We start from the raw sequence: 14,238 nt of genomic DNA on the forward strand, positions 1-14,238 counted from the left end.
ACTAATTACATAAACATGACAAATCCTACAAGACTTTTTGATATTCCGTATTTTCAATTAGAAAATTTCCCCCTGGAAGACTCTTTAGTTACAAAAGTAAATGGTATATGGAATAAAACCTCAACTCAACAATACATCAATCAAGCTAATAGCATTTCAAGAGCATTGCTGAGACTTGGTGTACAAAGGGACGAGAAAATTGCTGTGATTTCTAGCAATAACCAGACCAAATGGCATATACTTGACATTGGGATATTGCAAATTGGTGCACAAAACGTACCCATCTACCCTACTATATCGGCCGAAGATTACCAATATATTCTAAATCATTCTGACTCTACCTATTGTTTTGTGTCGGATATAGAGATTTACAATAAGTTAATTTCTGTGAAAGACCAATTGCCAAATATAAAAGAGATTTATAGTTTTGACAATATACAGGGATGTAAGAATTTTGATGAATTACTAGCCTTAGGCCAGGATGAATCTAACCAAGACCAGGTAAAAAGTATTATGGATTCCATAACACCGGATCATTTGGCTACTTTAATATACACCTCTGGTACCACAGGTAGACCCAAGGGAGTAATGTTATCGCATAACAATATTTTACAAAATGCCATTGGTAGTTATCCTAGGGTTCCCTTTACTAGAGAGGACCACTATAGAGGTTTAAGCTTTTTACCTATTTGCCACGTTTTCGAGCGAATGATTATTTATTTATACCAATATTCTGGGGTATCTATTTACTTTGCCGAAAGCATTGATAAAATGGGAGAAAACTTACAAGAGGTACAGCCTAATGTAATGACAGTTGTTCCAAGGCTACTTGAAAAAGTTTACGATAAGATTTTCACTAAAGGAAGCGCTTTACATGGCATTTCTAAAAAGATTTTCTTTTGGGCTTTAGAAGTAGGTTTTAAATACGAACCTTATGATAGAGGACTTTGGTATAATTTTCAATTAGCAATCGCTAGAAAATTAGTTTTCTCAAAATGGCAACAAGCTCTAGGAGGACATATGAAAGTGATTGTATCAGGAAGTGCTGCTTTACAACAAAGATTAGCTAGGGTATTTAACGCTGCTGGTTTTGCTGTATTAGAAGGATATGGTTTAACAGAAACCTCACCTGTTATTGCAGTACAACAGATCACCAATAGAGGTTTTAAATTTGGCACCACAGGTAAACCTATTGACAATGTGGAGGTAAAGATTGCTCCTGATGGAGAAATCCTTTGTAAAGGTCCTAATGTGATGATTGGCTATTACAAAGACCCTGAGAAAACCCAAGAAAGTATTATAGATGGTTATTTCCATACTGGAGATATTGGAGAAATCGATGCACAGGGCTTTTTACATATAACTGATCGTAAGAAAGAAATGTTCAAAACCTCTGGTGGAAAGTATGTAGCTCCTCAGATGATAGAAAACATCATGAAGCAATCTCGATTTATCGAACAAATCATGGTTATTGGAGAGGGAGAGAAAATGCCTGCAGCTTTAATTCAACCAAATTTTGAATTTGTACGAGAATGGGCTAGACGCAAACAAATCCCCCTTGGTCCTACTAACCAAGATTTAATTAGCAACCAACAAGTCATTGATCGTATTTCTAAAGAAATTGAACAAATCAATCCGAAATTCGGTAAATGGGAACAAGTAAAGCGTTTTGAATTAACACCAGATGTATGGAGTATTGACGCAGGTCAGCTTACCCCTACTTTAAAATTAAAGAGAAAACCAATCCTTGAGATGTATAAAGATTTGTACCAAAAAATCTATCATCCAAGCAATTAAAATAAAAATAGTTACAAATAAATAGAAAATAGTATGCATGCATACTATTTTTTTTTTATATTTGATTAAGACCATATAACCAATATGAAAGATAAAACAATAGATTATGTATTAAGAGCCACTTGGGGGGCTGTTTCTAGAATGTATAATGAGGAAGCTTCTAAATACGGAGCAAGTATGTCCTTAGCATTTGCCCTTTTGAGTATTGATAAACAGGGAACCTCCTCTACAGCTTTAGGTCCTAGCATGGGAATGGAAGCAACAAGCCTTACTAGAACCTTAAAAAAAATGGAAGAGCATGGCCTTATTACAAAGTCCAAAAATCCAAATGATGGACGTGGAGTTATTATACGCCTAACTCCTTTAGGAGTACAGAAAAGAGAATTATCCAAACAAAAGGTAATGCGTTTCAATGAAATGATTCGTCAAAAAATTGAACCTGAAAAAATCAAGCATTTTTTTGAAGTAGCCGAGCTTATTAATACGCTCATTAGCGACAAGGGTATTTTTGAATCCGAATAATTTTATTTAGCTATTAATTTATTAACCAAACCAACCATAAAGTATGAAAAGAATTATTAAAAAAGTTGCTGTAATAGGATCTGGAGTTATGGGATCAGCTATTGCTTGTCACTTTGCCAATATTGGATTACAGGTATTGCTCTTAGACATTGTCGGGGATTCCCTAAGCGAAGAACAGCAAAAAAAGGGACTTACTCTACAAGACAAAGCCTTTAGAGATAGTATTGCTCAAACTCACTTAGCAAATGCTTTGCGTTCTAAACCCTCTCCTATTTACGATCAAAAGTTTGCCCAAAGAATCACTACCGGGAATATGGAAGATGACCTTGGGTTAATAAAGGATTGTGATTGGATTATTGAGGTAGTTGTTGAACGACTAGATATAAAACAATCTGTTTTTGAAAAAATAGAAAAATACAGAAAACCAGGTACATTAATTACCTCTAATACCTCTGGTATTCCTATCCATTTAATGGCACAGGGAAGAAGTGAGGATTTCCAAGCTCATTTTTGTGGAACTCACTTTTTTAATCCTCCAAGGTATTTAGAGTTATTTGAAATTATTCCTGGGCCTAATACAAATAAAGAAGTAATTGAATTCTTTGAAAACTATGCTAGTTTATATTTAGGTAAAACACCTGTATTATGTAAGGATACTCCTGGTTTTATCGGAAATAGAATTGGGGTATATTCCATGGCAATGGTAATGCAATTAGCCCAAGAACTTGGCCTGACTATTGAACAGGCCGATAGTCTAACGGGTTCTATCTTAGGTAGACCCAAAACAGGAACCTTTAAACTTGCCGACTTAGTTGGATTAGACACTGCATATAATGTAACTAAAGGGCTTAAACAAAACTGTCCTAATGATACCATGATTGCCGACTTAAAGGACAGTAAGGTATTAGACTTTTTATTGAAAAATAAATTCTTAGGAGATAAAACTAAAAAAGGTTTCTATTATAAGACCATCAATGACAAGGGAGAAACCCTTCGATATGCTCTTGATTTAGACACCTTAGAATACCGTCCCTTAGAAAGAGCTAATCTAAGTGTTTTACAAGCTGCTTCTCAAGTATCTGGTACAAAGGCGAAAATCGGAGTTCTACTACAGGATCAAAGCTCTGCAGGAGAATTTATCCAAAAACACTTAGGGAGTCTTTTCGCTTATGTAAGTCAAAGAGTACCGGAGATTAGCGATAATCTTTATGCCATTGACAATGCCATACGCACAGGTTATGCTTGGGCAAATGGACCTTTCCAAACTTGGGATTTACTTGGAGTGGAAAAAGGAGCACAATTGGCTAAAAAACACGGCTACACAATTGCACCTTGGATAGAGGAAATGATTGCCAATGGCAACCAAAGCTTTTATAAGGTAGAAAATGGTAAAGCGCTTTTTTATGATCAAATCACTAAAGAGTACAAAGCTATACCAGGGCAGGAGAATTTTATTATTCTAAAAAATCTAAAACAAAATACCATTTGGTCTAATAAAGAAGCTTCTATTATAGATTTAGGAGATGGTATTATTAACCTAGAATTCCATTCTAAGATGAATACCATTGGTGGTGGAGTTTTACAAGGATTAAATAAGGCTATTACTTTGGCTGAAGAACAGTACCAAGGATTAGTTGTTGCCAACCAAGGAAGTAACTACTCTGTGGGGGCCAACTTAATGATGATTTTCATGATGGCTGCAGAGCAAGATTGGGAAGAACTCAACTTGGCAATTAAAACCTTCCAAGATACTATGATGCGCATGCGCTATAGCGCTATACCTACTGTGGCTGCTCCTTTTGGGATGAGTTTTGGTGGTGGATGTGAATTAAGCCTTCATGCCGATAAAGTGGTAGCTTCGGCTGAGACTTATATTGGTTTAGTAGAATTTGGGGTTGGTTTAATCCCAGGAGGTGGGGGTTCAAAAGAGATGAGTCTTCGCGCTTCTGACTTATACCGCAAGAACGATGTAGAATTAAACGTTTTACAAGAAAATTTCTTAACTATCGCTATGGCTAAAGTGGCTACCTCAGCCTATGAAGCTTATGATCTTAATTTATTACAAAAAAACAAGGACATTGTGGTAGTTAATAAAAACCTTCTTATTACTCAAGCAAAAGAAGAAGCCTTACTTATGGCTAAACGCGGATACACCCAACCTATTAGAACAAATAACGTTAAAGTGTTAGGCCAACAAGCCCTTGGAATGTTCTTAGTGGGTACCGATAGTATGATGGCTGGTCACTATATCTCTGAACACGATAGAAAAATTGCCAATAAGTTAGCCTATGTTATGGCTGGTGGAGATTTATCTCAACCCACTTATGTAAGTGAGCAATATCTATTGGATTTAGAAAGAGAAGCTTTTCTTTCGCTTTGTGGAGAGAGAAAGACTTTGGAAAGAATCCAGCATATGCTTAAAACGGGTAAACCACTTAGAAATTAATTTAACCACTAAAATTTGTAAGACATGAATACTGCATATATAGTAAAAGGATATAGAACGGCTGTTGGTAAAGCTCCTAAAGGAGTCTTTAGCTTTAAAAGGCCTGATGAATTAGCAGCCGAGACCATTGAATACCTAATGAGCCAATTACCTGAATTTGACAAAAAGCGAATTGATGATGTAATGGTTGGAAATGCTATGCCCGAAGCCGAACAAGGACTAAACATGGGAAGATTGGTTTCTTTAATGGGGCTAAAGGTAGATGATGTACCTGGAGTTACAGTAAATAGATATTGCGCCTCAGGATTGGAAACCATTGCAATGGCAGTTGCAAAAATACAATCTGGTATGGCCCAGTGTATTATCGCTGGAGGTGCAGAGAGTATGAGTTTCATCCCTATGGGAGGGTATAAACCTACGCCTGATTATAAAGTAGCCAAACAAGGCCATGAGGATTACTACTGGGGAATGGGCTTAACGGCTGAGGCAGTTGCCAATGAGTTTAAAGTTTCTAGAGAAGACCAAGATAGATTTGCTTTTGAATCGCATCAAAAAGCACTTAAGGCACAAAAAGAAGGAAAGTTTGACCAGCAAATTGTACCTATTAATATACATGAGGTCTTTGTTAATGAGAAAGGCAAAAAGCAATCCAAAGATTACCAAGTTACCTTGGATCAAGGACCGAGAAAAGAAACTTCCTTAGAGGCTTTAGCAAAATTACGTCCAGTATTTGCTTTAAACGGTAGTGTTACAGCTGGTAACTCTTCTCAAATGAGCGATGGCGCTAGCTTTGTTATGGTAATGTCGGAGCAAATGGTCAAAGAACTAAATATTGAACCTATTGCTAGAATGGTAAGCTATGCAGCAAGTGGTGTAGAACCGCGTATTATGGGAATCGGTCCAGTTAAGGCTATTCCTAAGGCATTACAACAAGCAGGATTAAACCTAAAGGACATCGAGCTTATAGAATTAAACGAAGCCTTTGCAGCTCAAAGCTTAGCTGTGATAAGAGAATTAGATATTAACCCTGAAATAGTAAATGTAAATGGTGGAGCTATTGCCCTTGGACACCCACTAGGATGTACAGGAGCCAAACTATCGGTACAACTATTTGATGAAATGAAAAGAAGAGGCAATAAATACGGCCTTGTTAGTATGTGTGTGGGTACGGGCCAAGGTGCCGCAGGTATCTACGAAATATTATAAACCAAAACCATTTAACCAAACCAACTATTAATTAACCAAAAAACCGTAAACAAATGAGTACAGATATAACAAGAGGTGGTCAGTTTTTAATTAAACAAACCCCAAGTGAGGCTATTTTCACACCAGAGCAATTTACCGAGGAGCAATTAATGATGCGCGATATGGTAAAGGAATTTATCGACAAGCAAATCTGGCCTAATAAAGCTAGATTTGAAAATAAAGATTATGCCTTTACCAAAGAATGTATGCAAAAGGCAGGGGAATTAGGCCTTTTAGGAGTGGCTGTTCCAGAAGAATTTGGTGGATTAGGCATGGGATTTGTATCCACGATGCTAGTATGTGACTACATCTCTGGAGCAACTGGATCTTTCTCTACTGCCTTTGGGGCGCATACTGGAATTGGAACTATGCCAATTACTTTATATGGAAACCAGGCACAAAAAGAAAAATACGTTCCTAAGCTTGCCTCAGGAGAGTGGTTTGGGGCCTACTGTTTAACTGAGCCAGATGCTGGTTCGGATGCAAATAGTGGGAAAACAAAAGCAGTTTTATCCGAGGATGGAAAATACTATGAAATTACTGGACAAAAGATGTGGATTTCCAATGCAGGATTTTGTAATCTTTTTATAGTATTTGCACGTATTGAAGACGACAAGAATATTACTGGTTTTATTGTAGAAAATGATCCTAGCAATGGTATTACATTAGGGGAAGAAGAACATAAACTTGGTATTAGAGCCTCCTCTACCCGTCAAGTATTTTTCAATAATACAAAAGTAAGCGTAGATAATATGCTTTCAGAAAGAGGAAATGGATTCAAAATAGCAATGAATGCATTAAACGTGGGAAGAATTAAACTTGCAGCAGCTTGTTTGGATTCCCAAAGACGTCTGATTAACCAAAGTATTCAATATGCCAATGAAAGAATACAGTTCAACACCCCTATTTCAAGCTTTGGTGCTATAAGAACTAAATTAGCAGAAATGGCAACCAATGCCTATGTAGGAGAATCAGCTTGTTATAGAGCTGCAGGTGATATTCAAGCTAGAATCGAACAAAGAATTGCCCAAGGAGAATCAGAACAACAAGCAGAATTAAAAGCAGTAGAGGAATTTGCTATTGAATGTTCTATTTTAAAGGTAGCTGTATCGGAAGATGTTCAAAACACAGCCGATGAAGGAATCCAAATCTTTGGAGGAATGGGCTTCTCAGAAGACACACCAATGGAAAGCGCTTGGAGAGATGCTAGAATTGCACGTATATATGAAGGTACCAACGAAATCAATCGAATGTTAAGTATTGGTATGCTTATTAAAAAAGCAATGAAAGGCCATGTAGATCTTTTAGGACCTGCTATGGCAGTTGCAGATGACTTAATGAGTATCCCTAGTTTTGACACTCCTGATTATGATGAATTATTTGCTTTAGAAAAAGAAATGATTGAAAAGCTTAAAAAAGCATTTTTAATGGTTTGTGGTAGCGCAGTTCAAAAATTTGGTCCAGAATTAGAAAAGCACCAAGGTCTTTTACTAAATGCCTCTGATATCATTATTGAAATTTATATGGCAGAGAGCGCTATATTACGTACAGAGAAATTAGCTAAAGAAAAAGGGGAGCAAAATATACAAGAACAAATTGCTATGGCTAAACTATATTTATACCATGCGGTAGATATTGTTTCTTCACAGGCAAAACAAGCCATTAGTAGCTTTACCAAGGATGATGAACAGCGCATCATGCTAATGGGGCTTAGAAGATTCACGAAATACCCTGAATTACCTAATGTAGATGAGTTACGTGAAACAATTGCTAAAAAACTTGTAGAAAGCAACCATTACGCATTCTAGAAATAGAAACAAGAAACGTTAAAACTTTTTTAGTTTATTTGCAAAGGCCACCCATTGTTTTGTTAAACATGGGTGGCCTTTTGCGTTATCCCTAATCAAATTCGCATTTTCTACACTCTTAAACTAACAAAATTTACTTAAAATTTATTTTATATTCCACATTAGTCAAAATATGTCAATAGAAAATCCAATATATTTAACGTTGTTTATTGCAGTAACCTCAATAATAAACTACTTTAAAGAATTTTACATTAAATTTTAAACATTTAGATGCATATAATATGTTAATCTTGAGAAACAACTTTAAAAAACTCATAAACTTAAAATGCAAAATGTATCTTTGTATAAAATAATAAGAGATGAGAAAATTTTTAACGGCAAGTAGCATATTTTTGATGGCTTGTACTGGTTTTGCTCAAGAACAGCAAAACGCTTTTTTAACCATTAAAGACAACCCTGTTGTTAGTGATTTTAATTTTTATTTGGATACGCGCTATGACTTAAATACAAAGTTTGGACCGCACTATGACAACACATCAGGATTTCAAGTAAATAAAACACGTATATATTTAACGACGAAAATAAAAGATAAGTTTCAGGTATTTTTGCGTTATAATTTAAATGCTGCAGCGGATGCTAAAGCTTTAGAATTTGCTTTTTTAGAATATAATATAAATGATAATTGGGCAATTTCTGCAGGACAGTTGATAACGGCTTGGGGAACTTTCGAAATTGATTACAACGGAGCAGATATTTACAACAACACCACCCTTTTAGATAATCTAGAGGTATATGCACCTGGGGTAAACCTAGCATATATGTTTAAAAATCACCGTTTTAATCTACAAGTAACTAGTGCATCTAGCCAATATGCAACTCCAGAATATGTTAATAAGGCGTATGCGTATATGTTTTTATGGCAAGGAAGTTTCTTCCAAGACAAATTCACCACGCGTTACGGTTATGGACTAATGCAACATGATTCTTCTAAATATTACAACTGGATTACTTTAGGAAATCAATTGCGCATTGATAGATGGTTTGCTGAACTAGATTGGATCTACGGTTTTAGAAATATTAACTTTGATCCTAATTCTACTCTAACTGGACCTTTATATGATCCTACTTATGTAAAAGAAAACGCAGCAGCTCTTAGTGTAAAATACCACTTTGATAACTGGAACCCATATATCAAGGCTATTTACAACAAAAGAGATGCCTTAGATCAAGATGCAGCCTTTAGTTTACTAAGTCTACAAGGTGCCTTTGAATACTATCCTTTTAAGAAAGACCCTTTATTTAAAGACATCAGACTTTTTGCCGCTTATACTTATAACTTAACAACTTATAAAAAGCAAGTTGCAAACCTAGCTGATATCAACCAACATCAAGTACTTGCAGGAGTAAGATGGCTAATCCCAATTGCTAAATCTGCCGTTCAAGATAGCAACTACAAAACCGAAATAGAACCTTATTTATAAGGACAGAAGCAGTAACTTAATAGTTACTGCTTTTTTTTTGGCTTTTTCTATCTTTCTACCCCACAACTTCTTTTACAATAAGAAGCATATTATAACTACGGGCCATTTATGTTAAAAAAGTGAATATTATATTTTTAAATTATAATTATATTTAAAATTATTATTTTTCATTATTATTTTAAACCTATATATTATATAAATATTGATTTTTTCAAAAAAAGTTATATAAAAATCAAATCATTTGAAAAAAAATAGTATATTTAGATAACAAAACCCACAAAATCAGGGATTTGCTCTATTAATAACTATTAAAAGAATGGAAGTAATATGCAAAAGTATAATTATTGTGACTTAGTAGATCAAGACAATCAGGACAAGCAGTGTGTTATTATAGATCTTCAACGCCAGAGTATTCCAGGACAAGCACTAACAACACAAGGACATAAACACACATTTTATCAAATATTTTTTGTGACCTCGGGCACGGGAACTAATTTTATAGATTATAAGAATCATGAAATACAAAAAGGAGATATCTTTTTTATCGCTCCTGGTCAAATACACAAGTGGACACTGAATAACAATACACAGGGATTTGTGATTAATTTTAGCCAAGAATTTTTTAACTCCTTTTTAAAAGACAACAATTTTTTAGAGGAATTGGCATTTTTTAAAATAGATGGCGGACATAGCGTACTAAATGTCTCTCATAACCTATCTACCTATACCAATATATTTGAGAAGGTGTATTATGAGACTCAGCTTACAAGTGGAGGTAATAACGATTTAATTAAGGTTTACTTATTAGAGCTATTGTTATTGTGTCAAAAACAAATTAATCAGTCTAGCTCCTATGACAATAGACTATTGCAACCTAGTAATTTAGTCAAGCAATTTGAGGTATATATTGAAAAGCACTTTTACGAGTATCGCTTTCCTAAAGAATACGCTCAAATGCTGTATGTAACACCCAATTATTTAAATGCTGTTTGCCAAAAGGTAAAGGGCATCTCAGCAGGAGAGGTTATTCGCAATCGCATATTACTAGAAAGTAAACGCCTTTTGGTTAATACTAACCTATCGGCAAGTGAAGTTGCCTATAAATTAAGTTTTAAGGATAACTCTTACTTTTCTCGTTTTTTTAAAAAATATGTAGGAATCTCTCCAGATGAATACAGAAGAGCATAAAACAAAAACACCCAACAACTATCTTGGTTATTGGGTGTTCTTGCAATAAGGATAAGTAAAAATTACTCTATCCACTGGCATTGCCATTTTACTTTAGGATCATACCATAAAGCACCGTTTTCCACTTTTAAGCCAGAGGAAATATTATTGGTGTACAACCCACCAGTACCTAAACCTTGAGCTATAGGAATATCTAAAGTATAGGTCCATTGAGCAATAGCATTAAGCCCTATATTGCTTTCTAAGGCAGAAGTAATCCAATAGCCTATATTTCTTTGTTTAGCAAGTTCTATCCACTGCATACTTCCTTTAAAACCTCCTATTAAGCTTGGTTTTAAAATAATATACTGTGGATTAATACGATCGAGTAATTCTGCTTTTTCCTCAAGAGTAAACACTCCTATTAGCTCTTCATCTAAAGCAATAGGAATGGGAGTTTTCTCCACTAAATCCCTCATTTGCTCCCATTGTCTTGTAGCTATAGGCTGTTCAATACTTTGAATATCATACACAGACAAAGCCTTTAGTTTATCAAGAGCCGTTTGATAGGTAAACCCTCCATTGGCATCTACTCTTAATTCAATCTGCTCTTTAGAGTATAAAGATCGAATATATGCAAGTAACTCTAGTTCTTTATCAAAATCAATAGCACCAATCTTTAGTTTTACACAATTAAAGCCCTCTTGTATCTTTTGATCGATTTGCTGTTTCATAAACAAGGGATCTCCCATCCAAACTAGTCCATTAATAGCAATACTATCCTTTGCATTAGAAAAAGCGTTATCCCATAAAATAAAAGGATCATTACTTTGCAAAGATAAAAAGGCTTGTTCTAAACCAAATTGAATAGAAGGATATTGTATTAACTCTTGCCAAAGCTGGTCCAAGCCCAGGTGAATATTGTCACAAGCCCACTTTAATTTATCCTGGTAAAAAGGGGTATCCTCTACACTTAAAGAACGTAGAATACCACATTCTCCAATACCTTTTTTACCATTGGATTCCAATACGATAAACCAAGTCTCTTTTTGCTTTAAAATTCCCCTAGAAGTTCCAGAGGGTCTTTTAAAATCTAAGACGTATTTAAAATAAGAAGCTTTCATTTGTTTATTATACACTTAAAGAATCTCCAATTGGCAAAAGAATTAATTCTTTTGCTTTAGCTAAAAAGGCTTGTTTTGCTTTTTGGTGATCTATTACTATAAAACCAAAGGTATCATAATGGTAACCTAATATCTTATCACATTGTAAAAAATCCGCCGCTACAACACCTTGCTCAATTCCCATAGTGAAGTTATCTCCAATAGGTAAAATCGCCAAATCCAGCTTTGTAAACATTGGAATTAGCTTCATATCCATACTAAGAGCAGTATCTCCTGCAATATAGATGCTTTTTTGGTTGTGAGTTAGAATAAATCCTCCAGGCTCCCCTCCATAGGTTCCATCAGCAAAAGAACTAGAATGCACCGCTGAGGTATATTGTAATCTACCAAAATCAAATTCCCAAGCTCCTCCGTGATTCATAGGATGCGTTTTAAGACCTTTTGCGCCATAATAACCAGCTATTTCAGCATTGGATACTATAACAGCATTTGGATTAAGCTCCGCTAATGTAAGAACGTCTAATACGTGATCCTCATGAGCGTGAGTAATTAAAATATAATCGGCTTTAATCTTTTCTAAATCTATTGCTTTAGCAGCCTGTAATGGGTTACCACTAATAAAAGGATCTACTACAATGTGAATATTGTCCACTTGAATGCCTAAACAAGCATGTCCATAATAGGTGATTTTCATAATAAATAAGTTTTTAAAGAATATTAGCCACGCTAAAAAGCAGGGCAATTACAAAAGTAGATAAAGCTACTATCTTCATCTGAGAATCCAACAAATAGGCCTGTGTATTATTTTTAACAAACACCATATGCTTAATAAGTGGAATATAGGCTAAAATAAAGAAATATTGGTACAATGAAAAATCTCTGTGTATACCATAGGCCACCAAAGCCAACATAGAGAACACTACAATCCCATAATGATACCTTTTTGCATTTTGCATTCCCAACTTAACAGCTAGAGTATTTTTTCCAACTAAACGGTCTTGCTCTAAATCTCGCATATTATTAATATTCAAAACCGCTATGGATAAATTACCAATAGCCACAGCGCATAAGACTACCCATAAATCCAAGGTTTGTCCATACAGGTAAAAGCTTCCCATTACACTAACTAAACCAAAGAAAATAAATACAAATAAATCTCCTAATCCCCTATATCCATACGCCCCTTTTCCGACCGTATATTTAATGGCTGCACCAACACAAGCCCCACCAAGAACAAAGAAGAAAACAGAGGTAAAAAAACTGTCCTTACCAAAGGAAATATAAATTAGAATTAAAGCGCTGATAAGAGATAAAGCTGAGGTGATGATTATACCTTTTTTCATCTGCGGGGCACTAATGGCTCCACTTTGTAAAGCTCGCATTGGCCCAACCCTTGTATGGTTGTCTGTACCCTTTACTCCATCTCCATAATCATTTGCAAAATTGGAGAGAATTTGAAGTAATAGAGTAGTTAAAATAGCAAAGCTAAAAATCCAAAAGAAATCCGCTCTTTGTCCATATAAAGGATAAGCCAAAGCCGATCCTACAATAATACCAGAAACAGATAAAGGTAAAGTACGCAGGCGAGCAGCACTCACCCATGCTTTAATAGTTTTCATAATACATACATTAACACTCCTAGGGCAAAACACCAAAGGAGAAATCTTATCAATAAAGGGGTAAAATTAACCGAAAATATTGACTTAAACATCATATTTATTAGAAATAACAAGGAGGAAAAAACCAATAAAAAAATCATTTTCTCTTAATTATTTGCTGTAAAAAAACAAGGAACACAACATAAATACAGCTAGGGATTGAACCTTATAACCACCTCTAATTTAGCCTTTGTAAAATCCTAACAGCTCAAAAAAACAACGGATAAAAAAACCAAGACAATCCATTTTTCTCCCTCTATAAATAGCCTAAAAACAAACTTAACTAAACCTAAAAAAGCAGAGCTATGATTAGGTAAAAGCATAAAACATAAAACACCTAAATAAAAGTTAGCTAGCCTTACTTAAAGCTTTACTTTATGCATAAAATCACTGTTAACGTATTCTTAAAAATACTAAAATAAAGACTTATTCAGTTATAACTTAAAGTTATGGCTATATTATTATAAATACAATTAACTATTTTCCAAGCAGTTATATACCTCTACCTAAAGTATTACTTTTTGCGTTTTTTGAAGTAATACTTTAGTTAAAAAAACATAAAAGAAATTAATATTTATATCTAAAGATAAAATATAGGCCATTATATTTTATCTAACTTTTATTTATACCCCCGAATATCTCTACATAATCCCCCATTAAAGGCCAACACTTTTACTTTGGATAATCCATGGGCCCAAGTGTAATAAAGCAAATACTCCTTACAATCAACTGTCCTACCCTAGAGCCTTTTTCCCATTTTATAGGGTAAAAAAAAAGCTATAAATACACCCATTTAACTTTGTAAAATCCTTTGAAGAACCCAAGAGAAAAACGAAGGATTTTACTTTGTAGAATTCTACTTTTTATTTCTGCACAATGGAGCGTTTTTTTAGTAACAAAAATAAAATAGTCCCAAATTGAGCTTTGCTGCAAAACCAAATAAAACTCTCTTTTAATAAGTCTGGCGAAAAATAATTTGCCATTAAGCAA

At 34.7% G+C, this 14,238-nt stretch carries 10 protein-coding genes; 7 read left to right on the plus strand and 3 right to left on the minus strand.

Annotated elements, in window-relative coordinates; translation table 11 throughout:
• Positions 1 to 15 precede the first annotated feature (15 nt).
• From ACYSNM_RS04080 to ACYSNM_RS04110, 7 genes are all read left to right on the plus strand, one after another.
• Positions 16 to 1,797 (plus strand): AMP-dependent synthetase/ligase, encoded by a 1,782-nt coding sequence (locus ACYSNM_RS04080; protein ID WP_461755730.1) that lies wholly within the window; start codon positions 16 to 18, stop codon positions 1,795 to 1,797.
• A gap of 84 nt (positions 1,798 to 1,881) precedes the next feature.
• Entirely contained in the window at positions 1,882 to 2,319 is a 438-nt protein-coding gene (locus ACYSNM_RS04085) for a MarR family winged helix-turn-helix transcriptional regulator (protein WP_461755731.1), read from the plus strand.
• Between the two features lie 43 nt (positions 2,320 to 2,362).
• Positions 2,363 to 4,765, plus strand: coding sequence for a 3-hydroxyacyl-CoA dehydrogenase/enoyl-CoA hydratase family protein (locus tag ACYSNM_RS04090; RefSeq protein WP_461755732.1), 2,403 nt, complete (start codon positions 2,363 to 2,365; stop codon positions 4,763 to 4,765).
• Between the two features lie 24 nt (positions 4,766 to 4,789).
• Positions 4,790 to 5,971 (plus strand): acetyl-CoA C-acyltransferase, encoded by a 1,182-nt coding sequence (locus ACYSNM_RS04095; RefSeq protein ID WP_461755733.1) that lies wholly within the window; start codon positions 4,790 to 4,792, stop codon positions 5,969 to 5,971.
• Between the two features lie 53 nt (positions 5,972 to 6,024).
• Positions 6,025 to 7,818, plus strand: coding sequence for an acyl-CoA dehydrogenase family protein (locus ACYSNM_RS04100; RefSeq protein WP_461755734.1), 1,794 nt, complete (start codon positions 6,025 to 6,027; stop codon positions 7,816 to 7,818).
• Positions 7,819 to 8,177: 359 nt separating this feature from the next.
• Positions 8,178 to 9,299 carry a porin gene (locus ACYSNM_RS04105; RefSeq protein ID WP_461755735.1) on the plus strand — a complete coding sequence of 374 codons (1,122 nt, stop codon included), beginning with the start codon at positions 8,178 to 8,180 and terminating at the stop codon, positions 9,297 to 9,299.
• Between the two features lie 327 nt (positions 9,300 to 9,626).
• Complete coding sequence (locus ACYSNM_RS04110) at positions 9,627 to 10,487, plus strand: helix-turn-helix domain-containing protein (RefSeq protein ID WP_461755736.1); 861 nt, start codon at positions 9,627 to 9,629, stop codon at positions 10,485 to 10,487.
• Positions 10,488 to 10,549: 62 nt separating this feature from the next.
• On the opposite strand, the gene ACYSNM_RS04115 is transcribed toward ACYSNM_RS04110, so the two are convergent.
• From ACYSNM_RS04115 to menA, 3 genes are read right to left on the minus strand one after another with little or no spacing between them, the layout of a single operon-like run.
• Positions 10,550 to 11,590: an o-succinylbenzoate synthase gene (locus ACYSNM_RS04115; RefSeq protein WP_461755737.1), complete on the minus strand. Its 1,041-nt coding sequence runs from the start codon at positions 11,588 to 11,590 to the stop codon at positions 10,550 to 10,552.
• Positions 11,591 to 11,597: 7 nt separating this feature from the next.
• Positions 11,598 to 12,284, minus strand: a complete 687-nt coding sequence (locus tag ACYSNM_RS04120) for a metal-dependent hydrolase (RefSeq protein ID WP_461755738.1) — start codon at positions 12,282 to 12,284, stop codon at positions 11,598 to 11,600.
• A gap of 13 nt (positions 12,285 to 12,297) precedes the next feature.
• Entirely contained in the window at positions 12,298 to 13,209 is a 912-nt protein-coding gene (gene menA, locus ACYSNM_RS04125; protein ID WP_461755739.1) for a 1,4-dihydroxy-2-naphthoate octaprenyltransferase, read from the minus strand.
• Positions 13,210 to 14,238: the final 1,029 nt, after the last annotated feature.

This window comes from Myroides sp. LJL116 (assembly GCF_054871685.1).